Genomic DNA, 17,652 nt, shown 5'->3' on the forward strand with positions numbered 1-17,652 from the left:
TCCATTGTTGCCCGAGCGCTTCCGTCAGGGACCCGGGTGTGTGAACTTCCCATCACCCCACCACCTAAGGCGGTGTGAGACTTACCAGACGTCTCCATCGCGCCAGTCGCACATCAACTCAACGGAGGTGTCCAGGGTCACGCTCACCGGCAGGACGAAGATCGAACCGTCGTCGTCGGAAGTGCGGGCCGGGCCGGTGGGAGCCAGCACCGACGTCGGGCCGAGCCAGGGCAGCCACCCCCGGCCCGCGTACAGCCCGCGGGCGTCCACCGTTGAGCTCAGCGCACCGAGTTGATAGGCGCCCCGCATCACCTGCTCGACCCCGTCCAACAGCGCGCGGACCAGCCCCTGGCCGCGCCAATCTTCGCGTACCGCAACACCTTCCACGTAACCGCAGCGCAGTGCACGATCCTGGTAGATCAGTCGTCGCTGCACCACCGCGGCGTGCGCGATGATCGCGCCGTGGTACCAGACCAGTGCGTGCATCCCGCCCAGCGTGTGTTCCCAGTCGGAGTCGGTGAAGTCGCCGGCGAACGCCGTGGTGACCATCTGGTAGATGCTCTGGCGGGTGTGAGTGTCCAGGTCGGCCGTGTGGACCAGACGTGCGGTGTGCACGTGCTTGTTCTACCAGGTCGGGTCTATCCCGCCCGCCGTGGCCGCGCCCAATGCAGCCGCACGTGCTGCCCCGGCCGCACCTGGGCGGCCTTGTCGATGTCCTCGTCGGTCAGCACGCCGATCACCGGGTAACCGCCGGTGACGGGGTGATCGGGCCCCAGGATCACCGGCAGCCCGTTGGGTGGCACCTGGATGGCGCCGCGCGTGGCGCCCTCGCTGGGTAGCTGCCGGTCCGGTTCGCGATGCCGCAGCGGGCGGCCGACGAGGCGCATGCCCACCCGGTCGCTGCGGTCGGAGGCCACCCAGTCGGTGTGGACCAGGATGTCGGGGTCGACGAACCAGTCGTCGCGCGGTCCGGGTATCGCCAGCAGTTCGACCGCTTCGGTGGTGATGGCGGCCACCGGGGCCTGGTCCAGTTCGGGGTAGTCGTGGGTGTGATCGCCGATCGGCAACACGTCGCCGGCCTGCAGCGGCAACGGGCCGATCGCCGACATCACGTCGTAGCTGCGCGAGCCCAGCACCGGCGTCACGCAGATGCCGCCGCGCACCGCCAGATACGTCCGCAGCCCGGCCCGCGGCGTGCCGAGCGATATCACCTGCCCATCGCGAACGTGGTGAATACTGTTGGTGCCGAACATGATTCCGTTGACTGTCGGATCGGTGTCGGCGCCCGTCACCGCGATGTCGAGATTGCCGCCCCGAACCCGGGCGGTCAAGCCCCCGAAGGTCACTTCCACGGTGGCCCGGTCGTCGGGGTTGGCGACCAGCCGGTTGGCCAACGTGTGCGAGCGGCGGTCGGCGGCCCCGGACGGGCCGACACCGAGGTGCGCGAGTCCGGAGCGGCCGAGGTCCTGAACGACCGCCAGCGGCCCGGTACGCAGGATTTCCAGGGTGGGTGTCATGGCGCGCCCCCTCAGTGAGCCCGGAACCGGACCCACCGGCCCTGCGTGAGCAGCGCCGGATCGGGTCGATCGATGTCCCACAACACCGCGTCGGTGTGACCGATGATCTGCCAGCCGCCCGGTGACTGCCGCGGATACACCGCGCTGAATTCACCGGCCAAACCGACCGCGCCGGCCGGCACCGAGGTCCGCGGCTCGGACCGCCGTGGCACGCGGAGCCGCTCGTCGCCGCCGATCAGGTAGGCGAAGCCCGGGGCGAACCCGCCGAAGCCCACCCGCCACCGGGTGCCGGTGTGGGCGTTGATGACCTGCGCGGGGCTCAACCCGGTGTGGCCGGCGACGTGGGCCAGATCAGGGCCGTCGTACACGACGTCGATCACGATGTCGTCGGCCGGATCGCTGAGGCCGGGATCGGTCGCGTCGGCGGCCACCCGCAACCTTCTGATGCGCTGCCGGGTCACGCCCTGGAACCGCGGTCCGTCGAGTTTCACCAGGACGGTGACCGAGGCCGGGACGATGTCCACCACGCCGGGTAACCGCGCTGCCCGCAGCGTCTCCGTCCACGCCAAAACCTCGGCGGTGCTGTCGCACTGCAGAATCAGCGCTTGATCGCCGTAGTCGATGACGGTGGTTGCCACGTCGAGGCCCCTCGAGAAATCGGTGATCTCCGTCACACTCATCTTTCGACGGTAGCTCCGGAATCCAGCCGTTCGCGAGCGAATTCCAGCACTGCCAGAGGTGCCTTAGCAAACGCTCAGAGCGTCATCAGCCCAGGACCTTGGCCAGCTGTGGCGGCAGCTGATCGGCGACCACCGGATAGCTCAGCGGCGACGCGAAGGCGATCGCGCCGGCCAGGTCTTTGCCGGTGAAGATATGGCGTTTCTGCGCGGTCACCTGCGCGGCGGCCACCTCGGGATCAGCCAGCAGCGCCTGCTCTTCCTCGGGGCTCTCCGTCGACCAGATCACCACGTCGGCGGCATCCAGCACGTCTTTGATGTGATCGCGGGGTATCACCGCCCGGTGATCCCTGACGTAGGGCTTGATGCTGTCGGCCACGACCAGGCCCATCTGGTTCAGAAAGTCGGTGCGCCAACCCGCCGCGGTCGCCACGATCGTGCCCTGCCAGATGCGCCCCTGCATCAACAGCGCCTTTTTGCCTTTCCAGGACGGGTTCTTCTGCCCGACGTCGGTGAATTTGCTGTCGACGGCGTTGACCAGGGTTTTCATCTGGTCGGCCTGGAATACTGCCTGGCCGATGGCGGTGGCCTGGTCCTTCCACGGTTCGAAGAACGCGTCGCCGTCGGACTGGGCGATGGTCGGCGCGATCGCGGACAGCTTCTGGTAGGTGTCGGCGTCCAGGCCGGCGTTCGTCGCCACGATCAGGTCCGGCTTGAGCCCGGCGATCTGGTCCACCGGTATCCCGTTGTCCAGGTTCAGCAGAACGGGTTGTGCCGCACCGAGTTTCGGTTGCGCCCACGGCCACACGCCGAACGGCTGGTCGCCGAACCAGTTGGTCACCGCGATCGGCACCACCCCGACGGCCAGCAGGTCGTCCTGTTCGGTGTAGCCGGCGCTCACCACCCGCTTCGGCGGTTCCTTGACGACGGTCTGACCGAACAGGTGGGTGACCGTCACCGACCCGCCGCCGGCCGATCCGGGCGCCGGCTTGTTTTCGGAGCACGCAGCAACCAGTCCGGCGAGCCCAGTAACCCCGGCGGCCTGCAAAAATCCCCGCCGACTCCATCCCTGCAGCACAGCGAGAGAGTATCGCGTGTCTTACCGGACCGTCAGTTACGTGGCCTGTTTTCCCGTGCCGCGCTTTGGTTTATAGCCGTCCCAGGGCGAATAGTCGGCGATCAGTTCCTCCTGCGCGGGCCGCTGGTCAGCGGGTACGTGCTGCAGGTTGATCCGGATCCGGTACCAGATCGAACTGGGCCCGCGCATGCCGTCGACCAGCACGTCGACCGGCTCCAGCAGCGCGGCCGCGGTGGGATGACGCTCCCGCCACGTGTCCAGCGCGGCCATCGCCTCGTCTTTGGTCTTGGTGCGGGCGACCTCGATCAACGGCATCACCGATTGCCGCCGGCCATCGGCAGACTTCTTGGCGCCGCGCGGCGCCTTCTCCGGCGGGCCCAGCTCTTCGGCCAGTGCCAACAGCTGGTCCAGGCTGCCTGCCGCTGAACCGACCAGGTCGTCCATGCCCGCCCACGGGTCGCCCTGTTCGGCGAACCGGTCGGGCACCGTCGCGATGGTGAATTCCTCCGGACGGCACCCGGCCACCTCGTCCCAGCGCAGCGGTGTGGACACCCGGGCATCGGGGGTGGCGCGCACCGAGTAAGCGGAGGCGACGGTGCGGTCCTTCGCGTTCTGGTTGAAGTCGACGAACACGCCCTCGCGCTCCTCCTTCCACCACCGGCTGGTGGCCAGATCGGGCACCCGCCTTTCCACCTCGCGTGCGATGGTCTGGGCGGCGAGCCGCACCTGGGTGAACGGCCAGTGCGGGGCGATGCGGGCGTAGACGTGGAAGCCGCGTGACCCCGACGTCTTGGGCCAGGCGGTCAGGCCGTAGTCCTCGAGAACCTCCCGGGCCACCAGGGCGACGTCGACGATGCGCCGCCAGTCCACACCGGGCATCGGGTCCAGGTCGACCCGCAGCTCGTCGGGGTGCTCGAGGTCGTTGGCGCGCACCGGATGTGGGTTGAGGTCGACGCAACCCGTGTTGATCACCCAGGCCAGGCCGGCGGCGTCGTGGATGACGGCCTCGTCGGCCGAGGTGCCGGACGCGTAACGCAACGTGGCGACATCGACCCAGTCCGGGCGGTTGGCCGGCGCGCGCTTCTGGAACACCGCCTCTTCGGTGATGCCCTTGACGAAGCGCTTGAGGATCATCGGGCGGTCGGCCACCCCGCGCAGCGCGCCGTCGGCCACGCTCAGGTAGTAGCGCACCAGGTCAAGCTTGGTGATGCCCTGATCAGGAAAAACAACCTTGTCCGGATGCGTGACGGTGACCTCGCGGCCGGTCACCTCCAGCGACACGGGTTTGGTCATAGAACTCGATGGTAATTCGGGAGAAACCTACCGATCGCTTTGCGACCTCCGTCACATATGGTGAGGAACATGCCTAACCTCAGCGACCTGCCCGGGCAGATCCCTGCCAAGATTCAGCAGTACGTCGAACGCGGCGCTGCCGAACTGCACTACGTGCGCAAGATCTTCGAAGCGGGCGCGTTCAAGATCGAGTCGCCCCTCAAGACCGCGGCCATGGCAGCCGATATCGCCAAGTGGGGCGAATTCGGCATGCTGCCCTCGCTGAACGCGCGGCGCCACCCCGACGCCCGGGCTGTCATCGACGAAGAGGGCTCGATGACGTACCAGGAGCTCGACGAGGCCGCCCACGCAGTGGCCAACGGCCTGATCGAAATGGGCGTCAAGGGCGGGGACGGGGTGGCCATCCTGGCCCGCAACACCCGGTGGTTCGTCATCGCCAACTACGGCGCGGCCCGGGCCGGCGCCCGCATCATCCTGCTCAACAGCGAATTCTCCGGACCGCAGGTCAAAGAGGTCTCCGAGCGCGAAGGCGCCAAGGTGATCATCTACGACGACGAGTACACCAAGGTCGTCAGCAAGGCCGAGCCAGAGCTGGGCAAGCTGAGGGCGTTGGGCACCAACCCGGACAGTGACGAGGACTCAGGCAGCAGCGACGAGACGCTGGCCGACCTGATCAAGCGCAGCAGCAAAGACCCCGCGCCCAAGGCCAGCAAGCACGCGTCGATCATCATCCTGACCAGCGGAACCACCGGGACCCCCAAGGGCGCCAACCGCAGCACCCCGCCGACGCTGGCGCCGGTCGGCGGCATCCTGTCGCACGTGCCGTTCAAGGCCAACGAGATCACCTCGCTGCCCGCGCCGATGTTCCACGCGCTGGGCTACCTGCACGCCACCATCGCGATGTTCCTGGGCTCGACGCTGGTGCTGCGCCGCAAGTTCAAGCCGCCGATGGTGCTCGAGGACCTGGAGAAGCACAAGGCGACGGCCATGGTCGTGGTGCCGGTGATGCTGTCGCGCCTGTTGGACGCGATCGAGAAGATGGACAAGAAGCCAGACCTGTCGCACCTGAAGATCATCTTCGTGTCCGGCTCACAGCTGGGTGCAGAGCTGGCCCAGCGCGCGCTCAAGGACTTCGGCCCGGTCATCTACAACATGTACGGCTCCACGGAGATCGCGTTCGCCACCATCGCCGGTCCCAAGGACCTGGAGAAGAACCCGGCGACCGTCGGGCCCGTCGTCAAGGGCGTCAAGGTCAAGATCCTCGACGACAACGGCAAGGAGAAGCCGCAGGGCGAGGTGGGGCGGATCTTCGTCGGCAACGCCTTCCCGTTCGAGGGGTACACCGGCGGCGGACACAAGCAGATCATCGACGGCCTGATGTCCTCCGGCGACGTCGGCTATTTCGACGAGGACAACCTGCTGTACGTCAGCGGGCGTGACGACGAGATGATCGTCTCCGGCGGCGAGAACGTGTTCCCGGCCGAGGTCGAGGACTGCCTCAGCGGGCATCCGGAGGTGGTGGAGGCCACCGCGATCGGCGTCGAGGACAAGGACTGGGGACACCGGCTGCGTGCCTTCGTGGTCAAGAAGGACGGCTCGGATGTCGACGAGGACACCCTCAAGAAGCACGTGAAGGAAGAGCTGGCCCGGTACAAGGTGCCGCGCGAGGTCATCTTTCTCGACGAGCTGCCGCGCAACCCCACCGGCAAGATCCTCAAGCGCGAGCTGCGCGAGCTGGATGTCGACGATAAGGAAAAGGCGGCGGACAAGGCCAAGGACCTCGCCAAGGATTCGGGCAAGGGTAAATCGGACGACGCCAAATCTGACGACGCTAAATCGGACGACGCCAAATCTGACGACGCCAAATCTGAGTAGCCGCAGCGAGATTGCCGTCAGGGTCGCGATTCGCGCGTGATCGCGACCGCGGCTGCAATCTCGACGCGACGGGTCTAGAGGTCTAGGGGTCTAGGGGTCTACGGGTCGCGCGGTAGTCCCAGCAGGCGCTCGGCGATGATATTGAGCTGCACCTCCGAGGTGCCGCCGTAAATGGTCGTGGCCCGGCTGGACAGCAGATAGTCGCCCCACTTGCCCTGCGGGGTGTCGGGATCGGCGATCACCGCGTCCGTGCCGAAGGACGACACCGCGAACTCGGCGTAGCCCTGGCCGGTGCGCATCGACAGCAGTTTGGAGATCGCGGCCGACGGCATCGCGTCGCCACCGGCCAGCGTCAGCAGCGTGGAACGCAGGTTGAGCACCTTGGCGGCGTGACCCTCGGCGATCAACTGGCCGGCGCGGTGGCGGGCGACCTGATCGAAGTGGCCGTCCCGCACGAACTCGACGAACTGCGGCAGGCTGGCCAGGAAGTTCAAATCGCTACCGCCGATCGAAACCCGTTCAGCGGTAAGGGTATTGCGACTGACCTCCCACCCCCGGTTCACCTCTCCCAGCACATATTCGTCCGGCACGAAAACGTCGTCGATATAGACGGTGTTGAAGAACTCCTGCCCGGTGAGTTCGCGCAGCGGCTTGACCGTCACCCCCTCGCTCTTCATGTCGAGCAGGAAGTAGGTGATGCCGTTGTGTTTCGGAGCGTTCGGATCCGTCCTGGCCAGCAGGGCACCCCACTGGGAGAACTGGGCAGCCGTGGTCCAGATCTTCTGCCCGGTGATGCGCCAGCCGCCGTCCACCTTGGTCGCCTTGGTGGACAGGCCGGCCAGGTCGGACCCGGCTCCGGGCTCGGAAAACAGTTGGCACCAGATCATTTCGCCCCGGAAGGTCGGTGGCAGGAAGCGCTGCTGCTGCTCCTCGGTGCCGAACGCGACGATGGACGGGATGATCCAGGCGGCGATGCCGACCTGCGGCCGCTTGACCCGGCCGGACGTGAATTCCTGGGCGATGATCACCTGCTCGATCGGGCTCGAGGCCCGGCCCCACGGCTTGGGTAGGTACGGCAGCACCCAGCCGGCCTCGGCGATCGCGACGGTGCGCTCGGCGCGATCCATGTCCTTGAACGCCGCGACCTCGGCGCGGATCTCGGCCCGCAATTGCTCGGTGGCGGGATCCAGATCGATGTCCACCGCGCGCATCCCGGTGGTGGTGGCGGTGTCGACCACGCGTTGCGGGTATTCCGAGGCGCGGCCGAAACAGGCGGCCAGCAAGAGGGCCCGGCGGTAGTAGACGTTGGTGTCGTGCTCCCAGGTGAAGCCGATGCCGCCGTGCACCTGAATGCAGTCCTGCGTGCCCCGCTGGGCCGCGGCCGGCGCCAGCGTCGCCGCCACCGCCGCGGCAAACCCCAGATGCTCACTGTCCTCGTCCAGGGCGCGAGCGGCGTCCCACACCGCGGCGGTGGCCCGCTCGGTGTCTGCCATCATCTCGGCGCATTTGTGCTTGATGGCCTGGAACTGGCCGATCGGCCGGCCGAACTGCTCGCGGATCTTCGCGTAGGCCGACGCCGTGTCGGTCGCCCAGCGCGCCACTCCTACCGCCTCAGCCGACAGCAACGTCGTCATCAGCGCGTGGGCCTTCGTCATGCTCAGGTTGGCCAGCACCACGTCGTCGCCCACTTCGACGGCGTTGGCACAGATGTCGGCGATAGGCCGCAGCGGGTCAATGCTGCGCACCGGCCTGATCTCCAGTTGCTCGGAGCGCAGCACCACCCACTCCTCGCCGCTGTCGATGGCCACCGGCAGCACCAGGACCGAGGCCTGCGCGGCGGCGGGCACCGCGCGCACCTCGCCGCGGATCACCAGCACGTCACCTTGCCGGGTGGCCGTCAGTCCCGAATCCAGCGCGTAGGCGCCGATGGCCGCCCCGGACGCCAGTTCGGCCAGCACCTTGGCGTCCGGGTCGTGCGCCGCGATCAGCGCGCTGGCGATCGCCGACGGCACGAACGGCCCGGGCACCGCTCCGTGACCGAATTCGGCCAGCACGACGGCCAGTTCGAGCAGGCCGAATCCCTGCCCGCCGACCGATTCGGCCAGGTGCACGCCCTGCAGGCCCTGCTCGGCCGCGGCCTGCCAGTACGGCGGTGGATTCTGCACCGGGGTCTCCAGCGCAGCGTGCAGCACTTCCGACGGCGCTACCCGCGCCACGAAAGACCGCACTGAGTCGGCCAGGTCTTGATGTTCAGGGGTGATCGCGATCGGCATTGGTCGCCTTCCCATCGATTCGCGGGTTCGCTTTCCAAGCTAACAACCAGTGGGTTGATCGACGACAGCTAGCCCCACCGTTTCCCGATCCACGCCGCGATGGCGTCGGCCTGCGCGTCACGAGCACCCGGGGTGGTGAAGTAGTGATCGGTGTCGATGGATGCCTGCGATTTGTCGGTGCCGGCCAGCGCCTCGTAGATGCGGCGGGCATCTGACGGGAAGACTCCGGTGTCGGCTTCGGCGTTGATCACCAGCGCGGGGCAGGTGATGCGGCGCAGGTGCGGCTCGGCCCGGGTCTGTGCCACCCGCAGGCTCCACATGCCCAGCCAGTTGCGCAGCGTGCAGGCCGCGGCAATGCCGTGCGGGGAGCGGTTGGCCTTCACCGGCGGGCCGGCGTAACACGAATTGGGCTGGCGTTTGGTGGGTTCGAGTGTCGGGTCGACCATGCGTGGGTCGGCCCAGGTGCGCATCACCGTGAATGGGCGATCGGAGAAGCCGGCGGCCCGAACACGTTTGAGTTCGGCTTCCGCCCAATCAGTGATGGCGTGGTTGCGCGCATCCTGGGCGGCCCGGTAGCGCTGAACGAACTCCGGTGAATAGGGCGGGCCGTTGTTCTCGTTGAACAGGTCCAGCTCGGGATCGGTTGCGACGGGGTCATTCTCGTCGACGACGGCCCCGTCCATCCACGCGGTGAGCACGTCGGGCCGTCCGGGATGGGCGGCGGTGGCGACGTATCCGTCGGCGGCGGCCAAGTCGGTGAGGCCGGTGGCGGGCCGCATGCCTTCCAGCGGGGTCACGTTGGGATCCACCGCCTGGGACTGGTAGGCCGACATCAACGAGCCGCCACCGGAATTACCCAGCAGCACAACCGTTTCGACGCCGGCAGTCTCGCGGAGCCAGCGCACGCCGACACCGATGTCGACCAGGGCGTGATCGAGCAGAAAGCTGCTTTCGAAGCCACGGAAGCGGGTGTTCCAGCCCAGGAACCCGATGCCGCGGGCGGCGAGATATTCGGCGATGTAGTGCTCGGAGAAATCGATCTGGTAGTGCGTGGCGATCATCGCCACTTTGGGCCGTTGCCCGGCCGCGCGGTGGTAGAGGCCCTGGCACGGATGCCCGCCGGCCCCGGCGCGTCCGGCGGTCGGCGACGGCAGCCCGATGAATTCGCGAATGATCTCGGTCAAGAGCGATGCTCCTCGCTGTAGATGGCCCGGTAGTAGATGTTGGCCAGCGTCCGGATGCACGCTTCGTCATCCGGGTCACGGGGACCGGTGAGCTGGATATAGCAGAACTGGTTGAACATGGCGACGATCGCCTCGGCCAGTAGCTGGGGGTCGTCGTCGGGGCAGTAGCCCTGCCGCTGGGCGCGTCGGACCGACTCGGTGATGAAAGATATTGGTATCGAGCACATCTCAGCCCAATATTCGGCGAAATCCGGGTTGATCATGGCCAGCTGCGATACGCTGATCATCTCCGCGAGCCGATGCCGGTAGGTCTGCCAGTGCGCGGCGGCGGCCTGATGGGCACGCTCGCGTTCGGACAGGCCGTGCTCGGTCACCGCTGCGGCGCGCTCGCCGGCCTCGTCGCGGAAACGCAGCGCCCACTGGCGCACCATCGCCTCTTTCGAGTCGTAGTAGTTGTAGAACGACGCGGCCGAGCGGCCGGCCTCGGCCGCGATGTCGGCGATGGTTGTCGCGAGGATGCCCTTGCGCGCGATCACCTTTCGGGCAGCGGCGTCGATCGCGGCCTGGGTGCGCCGGCCGCGGTGCGTGGGGAACTGGGGCCCCGCCCGTTCTGCCGCGGTCACCGGCACCTCCAAAATCTGAATCTGATGTTAGATTCAGGTACGGATCATAACCAGGGGAGCCGCACCATGATCAAGCCGCACAACACCAACAGCGAGTTCGAACTCGGCGGAATCAACCACGTCGCGCTGGTGTGCTCGGATATGGAGCGCACGGTGGACTTCTACAGCAACATCCTGGGCATGCCGTTGATCAAGTCACTCGACCTGCCCGGCGGCGCGGGGCAGCACTTCTTCTTCGACGCCGGCAACGGAGACTGCGTGGCGTTCTTCTGGTTCGCCGAGGCGGCCGACCGGGTGCCGGGCATCTCGTCACCGGGTGCGCTACCGGGCCTCGGAGACATCACCAGCGCGGTGAGCACCATGAATCACCTGGCCTTTCACGTGCCGGCCGAGAAGTTCGACGCCTACCGGCAGCGCTTGAAGGACAAGGGCGTGCGGGTCGGCCCGGTGCTCAACCACGACGAGAGCCCGATGCAGGTGTCCGCCACGGTGCACCCCGGGGTGTACGTGCGCTCGTTCTATTTTCAGGACCCGGACGGCATCATGTTGGAATTTGCCTGCTGGGTAAGGGAATTCACCGAAGCGGACACTCCGGCGGTGCCCAGGACCGCCGCCGACCGCCGCCCGCCGGTGGCGGCGGCCCGCTAGCCGCCGATACTTTGAGGGTGACCGAGGGCATTCTCTCCGACGAACAGATCGAAGCGTTGAGCGGCGAACAGCGGCGTGAGCTGATCACCCGGCTGGAAAAGCCGCTGAGCGAACTGGAAGATCCTGAGGTGCTGGCGCGGATGCGGCGCATCCGGCTCGGCCTGATCGTCGGCGGCCTGATCGTGATGATCCCGTGGATCGGCTATCTGTCCGTCACGCTGCCGCAGAAATACGTGGCCCACAACTGGCCGGCTACCTGGATCGGCTTCGACATTCTGTTGCTGGGATTCATGGCGGCCACCGCGGTGCTGGGTTTCCTGCGCCGGCAGTTGATCGTGCTGACCGGGTTCACCACCGGTGTGCTGCTGATCTGCGACGGGTGGTTCGACCTGATGACGGCGAAGCCCGAGGACGCCGCCGTGTCGGTGGTCACCGCGATGCTGATTCAGGCGCCGATGGCTTTTCTGCTGATTTCCGGCGCACTGCGGATCATGCGCCTGACGTGGCTGCGTCTGTGGCTGCATCCGGAAATGCGGGTGTGGCAGGTGCCGCTGATGCCCTAGCCGGCTGGTACAGGCTGGGCTCGGTCAGCTCGACCAGCAGCGAGGCCAGGTGATCGGCGAGTTCTTCAGGCTCCATCTTCACGTCGCCGTCCAGCCAGGCGCTCAGCGTCTGCCCTACTCCGCCCACCGAGAAGTGAGTTGCCGCCTTGACGCGCTCATTCTCCGGCGCCCGCAACATGTCGATCACGTGCCGACCGGTCACCAGGGCAAACAGCGCGCTGGACTCGGCCCGTTTACGGATCACCACCGCATTGCCGAGTTTGGTGCTGAACACCAACCGGCCGATCCGGGCGTCTTCGGCGACCGTGCGCACAATGACGCCCATTCCGGCGCGGGCTTGCTTCTCAGGTGGTCCCGTCGCCGCGGCGGACTGGATGTTGACCGCGAGCTTGGCGATCACCCAGTCGTAGACGCGCTCGATGAACTCGTCCTTATCGCCGAAGCTTTCGTAGAAGTAGCGTGCGGACAGCCCGGCGCGTTGACAGACGCTGCGGACCGTCAGCTCCGGGTCATCGGGCGAGCCGAGCAGGTCCAGGCCGGCTTCCAGCAGTTGCCGGCGGCGCGCCGAGAGCCGCTCGGTCGCGTCGATACCCCGATAGGGGCGCGCGCTCGGCGGCGTCATGGTGTCCATCTTGACATCGGCATGCTGTACCAGACAATATCAGGAAACACGCGTTGTCAAATTATGGCGCTAATTGCCGGGAGCCGACAGTGACAATTGACCAGACGGTGCACCAGCGCATTCCGCATGTGGAGCGCCCGATCTCCGACCCACCACGCCCGGGCGGTAAGACCCGCCGGCGGCTCGCCGACGATTACAGCCTGATGGGTGTGGCGCTGCTGGCCGGCCCAGCCAACGTGATCATGGAGTTGGCGCGTCCCGGCGTCGGGCACGGGGTGGCCGAGAGTCGGGTCGAGAGCGGGCGCATCGACCGCCATCCCATCAAGCGGGCCCGCACCACGTTCACCTATATCGCGGTCGCCAACGCCGGCACGGACACCCAGAAGGCGGCCTTCCGGCGCGCCGTGAACCGGGCCCATGCGCAGGTCTATTCCACGCCCGAAAGCCCGGTGTCCTACAACGCATTCGATCCGGAACTGCAGTTGTGGGTCGCCGCCTGCATCTTCAAGGGCGGCATCGACATCTATCGCACCTTCGTCGGCGAGTTGACCGACGAAGTAGCCGACCGGTTGTACCAAGAGGGCATGTCGATCGGCACCACCTTGCAGGTGCCGATCGAAATGTGGCCGGCGGATGTGGCGGCTTTTGACAAGTACTGGCAGGAGTCGCTGGACAAGGTGCACATCGACGACACCGTCCGGGAATTCCTGTACCCGATTGCGGTAGCCCGGATCAAGGGCGTGCCGCTGCCGGACTGGTTGCGCGCCCCGTTGGAAAGCTTCAATCTGCTGATCACCGCCGGATTCCTACCGCAACGCTTTCGCGACGAGATGCGGCTGCCGTGGGACGACGCCAAGCAGCGGCAGTTCGACGCGCTGATGTCAGTGATCGGGACCGTGAACGGCCTGCTGCCGAAGGTGGTTCGGCAGTTCCCGTTCAACCTGATGCTGTGGGACCTCGATCGGCGGATCAAGACGGGTCGCCCGTTGGTCTGACGCGTGGGCCGTCCAGGCCTATTGAAAACGATTGTCAAAGTCAGTAACCTCCAAAGTCGGATTTCGGCGGCGGAGGGGTGTTCGGCATGGCCACGGTATGGATGGCAGCGCCTCCCGAAGTGCACTCGACGCTGCTGAGCAGTGGGCCCGGGCCGGGTGCATGGTTGGCGGCGGCCGGGGCCTGGTCGGCGCTCAGCGCCGAATACACCGATGTCGCCGACGAATTGCTGGCCTTGCTGGGGGCGGTTCAGGGCGGGGCCTGGGAAGGCCCGACCGCTGCGCAGTATGTCGCCGCGCACCAGCCCTATCTGGCATGGCTCACGCAGGCGGGCGTCACCAGCGCAGACGCCGCCGCGCAACACGAGACCGCGGCCGCCGCCTACACCGCCGCCGTGGCGGCCATGCCGACGATGGTCGAGTTGGCGGCCAACCACGCGATACACGGCGTCCTCATCGCCACCAACTTCTTCGGCATCAACACCATCCCGATCGCGCTCAACGAGGCCGACTACGCGCGGATGTGGATTCAGGCGGCCACCACCATGGCGACCTACGACGCGGTGTCGAGCGCCGCCGCTGCGTCGGTTCCGGCGACGGCACCCGCCCCGGAGATCGTGGCGGCCGAAGACGACCACGGGGACGACCACGATCACGGCGAAGACGGCCACGTGGACCACGACCACGGTGACCCGACCCCGCTGGATTACCTGATCGCGGATCTGTTGCGCGCGGTGACCGGCGGGCAGATCGACTGGGATCCTCTCGAAGGCACCCTGAATGGCGTCCACATGCATGACATCAGCGACGCCACCCAGCCCATCTGGTGGGTCGCGCGCTCCCTGGAGTTCGGCCAGCAGTTCGAGACGTTTGTCCAGCAGCTGTTCACCAATCCCGCAGGGGCGATCGAGTACCTCGTTCAACTGGCCGAATTCGACTGGCCCACCCACCTGGCCCAGCTCGTCCCGCTGCTGCAATCCCCGCAGTTGCTGTCCTTTGCGGTGGGTGGCGCCGTCGCCAACCTGGGCGCGGTGAGCGGCCTGGCCGGGCTGGCAGGACTCGGCGGGATATCGCCGGCGACGGTCGCCGCGGTCGTGCCACCGGCCGCTGCCGCGGCACCCGCCCTCGCCGTCGCCGGACCCGCTCCCAGCGTGGTGGCCTCCGCCGCACCCGCTGCGCCGGCGCCGACGACCGCGACCGTGTCGAGCCCGGTCAGCAGCGTCGGGACGGTGCCGCCGGGAGGTGGGCCCGCCGCCGGTTTCGGCTTTCCGTTCCTCGTTGGCGGTGGCCCCGGCATCGGGTTCGGTTCGGGCATGAGTGCCCGTGCCAGCGCCAGCAGGAAGGCCCCGGAACCCGACCTGGCCGCCGTGGGGGCTGCGGCGGCGGCCCGCGACCAGGCCCGTGCGCGCCGGCGCCGGCGTACGACGGTGCGTGAGCACGGGGATGAGTTCGCCGACATGAACGTCGGCGTCGACCCGGACTGGGCAGCGCCGAACGACCCGGGATCGACGGCGTCAGAGGCCGGTGGCGGGAGTTTCGGGTTCACCGGCACCGTGCGGAAAGGGTCCGCCGCCGACGCGGCGGGATTGACCACGCTGGCTGACGACGAATTCGGCGGCGGCCCCACGGCGCCGATGCTGCCGAGCACCTGGGACGCCGACCGGAATTGATGGTGGCGACCCGCAGCGCCCGGTTTCACCGGGCTCGCGAATCGCCTGGGCTTGATGGTGGCGACCCGCAGCGCCCGGTTTCACCGGGCTCGCCGATCGCCACGCGTAGGGTCGGTTGAGTGCGAAGTGAACGCGACAGCTGGGACATCACAACGAGTGTCGGATCGACGGCGCTGTTCGTCGCCACCGCGCGGGCGTTGGAGGCCAAGAAGCCCGAGCCGCTGGTCGTGGACCCGTACGCGGAACTGTTCTGCCGGGCCGTCGGCGGATCCTGGGCCGACGTGCTCGACGGCAATGCGCCCGACCACGAACTGCTCAGCGACGACTTCGGTCAGCACTTCGTCAACTTCCAGGCCGCCCGCACCAAATACTTCGATGCTTACTTCCACCGTGTCGCGGCTGCGGGGGCGCGCCAGGTGGTGATCCTGGCGGCCGGTCTGGATTCGCGGGCCTACCGGTTGCCGTGGCCGGACGGAACCACCGTCTACGAGCTGGATCAACCGCAGGTCCTCGACTTCAAGCGGGAGGTGCTCGCCGAGCACGGCGTGCAACCGCGCGCCCAGCGACGTGAGGTCGCCGTAGACCTCCGTGACGACTGGTCAACAGCGTTGCAGGACAACGGCTTTGATCCCACCCAGTTCTCCGCCTGGATCGCCGAGGGACTGCTGATCTACCTGCCGGCCGCCGCGCAGGAGCAGCTGTTCACCGGCATCGACGCACTGGCGAGCCTTGGCAGCCACGTCGCCGTCGAAGACGGGGCCCCGATGCCGGCCGACGAATTCCAGGCCAAGGTCGAAGAAGAACGCGCCGCCGCGGACGAGCGCCCGTTCTTCCAGCTGGTCTACAACGAGCGTTGCGCCCCAGCCGCCGAGTGGTTCGGTGACCACGGATGGACCGCCATTCCTACGCCGTTGAACGACTATCTGCGCGAGGTCGGCCGGCCGATACCCGGAACCGACTCCGAGGCGGCACCGATGTTCGCGCGAAACACCCTGGTGAGCGCTGCTAAGCCGTAGCCGGCCGGTGCGATTTCTATGAGTCGCAAAAGAAGTTCGTATACGCCGGGAACTATTCTCGGCATCCGTCCGACTAAATCTCTGTGCCGGTTGTGCCGTGGGGGGCCTTCCCGCCCGAGGTCCATTCGGCCCAGCTAAGCAGTGGGCCGGGGCCTGCGGGCTGGCTGGCGGCGGCCCAGGCCTGGCAGTCGCTGAGTGTTGACTATGCCTCGGCCGCCGACGAGCTCGTCACTGTCCTGGGCGCGGTGCAGGCCGGCGCGTGGGAGGGGCCGACCGCCGGGCGATACGTGGCGGCTCATCTGCCGTATCTGCAATGGCTGATGCGCGCCAGCGCCTACAGCGCCGACGCCGCCGCACAGCAGGAGTCCGCCGCGGGCGCGTATGCCGTCGCACTCGCCACCATGCCGACGCTGGCCGAACTCGCCGCCAACCACGTGGTCCACTCCGCGCTGGTCGCGACAAACTTCTTCGGGATCAATACCATTCCCATCGCGCTCAACGAGGCCGACTATGTCCGGATGTGGATCCAGGCCGCCGACACGATGACCGCGTATCAGGCGGTCACCGACGCAGCGGTGGCGTCGGCCCCACCCGCGGAGGCGGCGCCCCCGATCATGGTGGCCAACCACGCCGACCATGCCGATGATGGCAGCGACGGCGCCGAAGAAGGCGACAATGCGGGCGGGATCATCGACAACGACGGCGGCGACCCGACCCAGTTGAGCTGGTGGGTGAACCGGGTCACCCAGGTCACCGAGACGGTCGGCCGGGACCTGGAGGAATTTCCCGAGAATCCTTCCGCGGCCATCTCGCAGCTGGAGAATGACCTGCCGCTGCTCGTGGCCGACGAAATCGATCACCTCGGCGAGGTGATCAGCACCTTTCCGCAGTTGCAGGTGCTGGTCCCGCTCGCGCTCGCCGCGCCGCTGGGCAGCGTCGGCTTCGCCGGCACGGCCGGGCTGGCCGGGCTCGCCGCGATCCAGCCCGCCCCGGTGACGCCCCTGGCGCCGGCGGCACCCGCTGCGCCGGCGGCCGGTCTGCCCGCCGTCGCGGGCTCGCCGGTCGTGACCAGCACCGCCCCCGCTCCGAGTCCGGCGCCGGCGCCGTCGTCACCCGTGTCCGTCCCCACGACTCCGGCACCCGCGGCGGCGCCACCGCCGCCGCCCGGCGCCGGACCTGCGGGCTTTCCCTACCTGGTCGGCGGGCCCGGCGCCGGGTTCGGATCGACGATGAGTTCCAGCGCGCGGCGCAAGGCGGTGGAGCCGGAGCAGGCCGCGGCACCGGCAGCCGCCGCGGCATCGCAGCGCACCCAGGAGCGGGCCCGCCGGCGGCGCCAGGCGACCCTGCCGGACCGGGGCTACCGGCACGAATTTCTGGGCTCGGAATCCGGACCGTCGGCCTCGGGTGTGGGAACGCTCGGCTTCGCCGGGACGCTGCCCAGGGGCTCTGTCGCCGACGCGGCGGGCCTGGCGCAGCTCGCCGACGGCGAGTCGGGTGGTGCACCGGTGGTGCCGATGCTGCCCCACACCTGGGCGCCGGACCGGAAACCACCCGACCCCCGGTGTTGTTAATGAAAATCATATTCAGTAAGCTTCAATACCTTGGCCCCCGCCTTTCACGA

16 protein-coding genes are annotated in these 17,652 nt (G+C 67.8%); 7 read left to right on the forward strand and 9 right to left on the reverse strand.

What is annotated here, in order from left to right; translation table 11 throughout:
• Nucleotides 1-81: 81 nt before the first annotated feature.
• The 5 genes from C0J29_RS02960 to ligD all read right to left on the reverse strand — a co-directional run bounded on the left by C0J29_RS02960 (nucleotide 82) and on the right by ligD (nucleotide 4,565).
• Nucleotides 82-615: a GNAT family N-acetyltransferase gene (locus tag C0J29_RS02960; protein ID WP_120791481.1), complete on the reverse strand. Its 534-nt coding sequence runs from the start codon at nucleotides 613-615 to the stop codon at nucleotides 82-84.
• A 23-nt stretch (nucleotides 616-638) separates the two neighbouring features.
• Nucleotides 639-1,517, reverse strand: coding sequence for a 5-oxoprolinase/urea amidolyase family protein (locus C0J29_RS02965; RefSeq protein WP_065163020.1), 879 nt, complete (start codon nucleotides 1,515-1,517; stop codon nucleotides 639-641).
• An 11-nt stretch (nucleotides 1,518-1,528) separates the two neighbouring features.
• A complete protein-coding gene (locus C0J29_RS02970) occupies nucleotides 1,529-2,197 on the reverse strand; it encodes a 5-oxoprolinase subunit B family protein (RefSeq protein ID WP_120791482.1) in 669 nt (222 codons plus the stop codon).
• Between the two features lie 85 nt (nucleotides 2,198-2,282).
• On the reverse strand, nucleotides 2,283-3,272 hold the full coding sequence (locus C0J29_RS02975; RefSeq protein WP_120791483.1) for an ABC transporter substrate-binding protein: 990 nt from the start codon (nucleotides 3,270-3,272) through the stop codon (nucleotides 2,283-2,285).
• A gap of 36 nt (nucleotides 3,273-3,308) precedes the next feature.
• Nucleotides 3,309-4,565 carry a non-homologous end-joining DNA ligase gene (gene ligD / locus C0J29_RS02980; protein WP_065163003.1) on the reverse strand — a complete coding sequence of 419 codons (1,257 nt, stop codon included), beginning with the start codon at nucleotides 4,563-4,565 and terminating at the stop codon, nucleotides 3,309-3,311.
• 69 nt (nucleotides 4,566-4,634) lie between these two features.
• Between ligD and fadD2 the strand changes: the two genes are divergently transcribed.
• The gene (gene fadD2, locus C0J29_RS02985; RefSeq protein WP_120791484.1) at nucleotides 4,635-6,440 is read left to right on the forward strand and encodes a long-chain-fatty-acid--CoA ligase FadD2; all 1,806 of its coding nucleotides are present in this window, start codon (nucleotides 4,635-4,637) and stop codon (nucleotides 6,438-6,440) included.
• 98 nt (nucleotides 6,441-6,538) lie between these two features.
• Here the strand turns inward: fadD2 and C0J29_RS02990 are convergent, their stop codons facing one another.
• The 3 genes from C0J29_RS02990 to C0J29_RS03000 all read right to left on the reverse strand — a co-directional run bounded on the left by C0J29_RS02990 (nucleotide 6,539) and on the right by C0J29_RS03000 (nucleotide 10,520).
• A complete protein-coding gene (locus tag C0J29_RS02990) occupies nucleotides 6,539-8,713 on the reverse strand; it encodes an acyl-CoA dehydrogenase family protein (RefSeq protein WP_065042869.1) in 2,175 nt (724 codons plus the stop codon).
• Between the two features lie 68 nt (nucleotides 8,714-8,781).
• Nucleotides 8,782-9,897 carry an alpha/beta hydrolase gene (locus C0J29_RS02995; RefSeq protein WP_174814813.1) on the reverse strand — a complete coding sequence of 372 codons (1,116 nt, stop codon included), beginning with the start codon at nucleotides 9,895-9,897 and terminating at the stop codon, nucleotides 8,782-8,784.
• Nucleotides 9,894-10,520 (reverse strand): TetR/AcrR family transcriptional regulator, encoded by a 627-nt coding sequence (locus C0J29_RS03000; RefSeq protein ID WP_120794516.1) that lies wholly within the window; start codon nucleotides 10,518-10,520, stop codon nucleotides 9,894-9,896. Before C0J29_RS03000 ends, C0J29_RS02995 begins: the two co-directional genes overlap by 4 nt.
• Before the next feature lie 66 nt (nucleotides 10,521-10,586).
• Between C0J29_RS03000 and C0J29_RS03005 the strand changes: the two genes are divergently transcribed.
• Together C0J29_RS03005 and C0J29_RS03010 are read left to right on the forward strand one after the other, a co-directional pair.
• Nucleotides 10,587-11,168, forward strand: coding sequence for a VOC family protein (locus C0J29_RS03005; protein WP_065042867.1), 582 nt, complete (start codon nucleotides 10,587-10,589; stop codon nucleotides 11,166-11,168).
• Between the two features lie 17 nt (nucleotides 11,169-11,185).
• Nucleotides 11,186-11,731: a hypothetical protein gene (locus C0J29_RS03010; RefSeq protein ID WP_065042866.1), complete on the forward strand. Its 546-nt coding sequence runs from the start codon at nucleotides 11,186-11,188 to the stop codon at nucleotides 11,729-11,731.
• Here the strand turns inward: C0J29_RS03010 and C0J29_RS03015 are convergent.
• Nucleotides 11,658-12,353, reverse strand: coding sequence for a TetR/AcrR family transcriptional regulator (locus tag C0J29_RS03015; RefSeq protein ID WP_120794518.1), 696 nt, complete (start codon nucleotides 12,351-12,353; stop codon nucleotides 11,658-11,660). The two genes, C0J29_RS03010 and C0J29_RS03015, sit on opposite strands and share 74 nt — an antisense overlap.
• 89 nt (nucleotides 12,354-12,442) lie before the next feature.
• Here C0J29_RS03015 and C0J29_RS03020 point away from each other — a divergent pair, with 89 nt between their 5' ends.
• The 4 genes from C0J29_RS03020 to C0J29_RS03035 all read left to right on the forward strand — a co-directional run bounded on the left by C0J29_RS03020 (nucleotide 12,443) and on the right by C0J29_RS03035 (nucleotide 17,602).
• The gene (locus C0J29_RS03020) at nucleotides 12,443-13,348 is read left to right on the forward strand and encodes an oxygenase MpaB family protein (protein ID WP_065166018.1); all 906 of its coding nucleotides are present in this window, start codon (nucleotides 12,443-12,445) and stop codon (nucleotides 13,346-13,348) included.
• 86 nt (nucleotides 13,349-13,434) lie between these two features.
• Nucleotides 13,435-15,015, forward strand: a complete 1,581-nt coding sequence (locus C0J29_RS03025) for a PPE family protein (protein ID WP_120794520.1) — start codon at nucleotides 13,435-13,437, stop codon at nucleotides 15,013-15,015.
• 119 nt (nucleotides 15,016-15,134) lie between these two features.
• Nucleotides 15,135-16,031, forward strand: a complete 897-nt coding sequence (locus tag C0J29_RS03030) for a class I SAM-dependent methyltransferase (RefSeq protein WP_065166019.1) — start codon at nucleotides 15,135-15,137, stop codon at nucleotides 16,029-16,031.
• A gap of 77 nt (nucleotides 16,032-16,108) precedes the next feature.
• Nucleotides 16,109-17,602, forward strand: coding sequence for a PPE family protein (locus C0J29_RS03035; RefSeq protein ID WP_120791485.1), 1,494 nt, complete (start codon nucleotides 16,109-16,111; stop codon nucleotides 17,600-17,602).
• Nucleotides 17,603-17,652 lie beyond the last annotated feature (50 nt).

Source organism: Mycobacterium paragordonae (genome assembly GCF_003614435.1).
Classification (GTDB): Bacteria; Actinomycetota; Actinomycetes; order Mycobacteriales; family Mycobacteriaceae; genus Mycobacterium; species Mycobacterium paragordonae.

Excerpts from the sequence above, each read along its gene's own strand:
- C0J29_RS02965 (WP_065163020.1), bottom strand. The coding sequence starts at position 1,517 with ATGACACCCACCCTGGAAATCCTGCGTACCGGGCCGCTGGCGGTCGTT.
- C0J29_RS02970 (WP_120791482.1), bottom strand. The coding sequence starts at position 2,197 with ATGAGTGTGACGGAGATCACCGATTTCTCGAGGGGCCTCGACGTGGCA.
- ligD (WP_065163003.1), bottom strand. The coding sequence starts at position 4,565 with ATGACCAAACCCGTGTCGCTGGAGGTGACCGGCCGCGAGGTCACCGTC.
- fadD2 (WP_120791484.1), top strand. The coding sequence starts at position 4,635 with ATGCCTAACCTCAGCGACCTGCCCGGGCAGATCCCTGCCAAGATTCAG.
- C0J29_RS02990 (WP_065042869.1), bottom strand. The coding sequence starts at position 8,713 with ATGCCGATCGCGATCACCCCTGAACATCAAGACCTGGCCGACTCAGTG.
- C0J29_RS03005 (WP_065042867.1), top strand. The coding sequence starts at position 10,587 with ATGATCAAGCCGCACAACACCAACAGCGAGTTCGAACTCGGCGGAATC.
- C0J29_RS03015 (WP_120794518.1), bottom strand. The coding sequence starts at position 12,353 with ATGACGCCGCCGAGCGCGCGCCCCTATCGGGGTATCGACGCGACCGAG.
- C0J29_RS03025 (WP_120794520.1), top strand. The coding sequence starts at position 13,435 with ATGGCCACGGTATGGATGGCAGCGCCTCCCGAAGTGCACTCGACGCTG.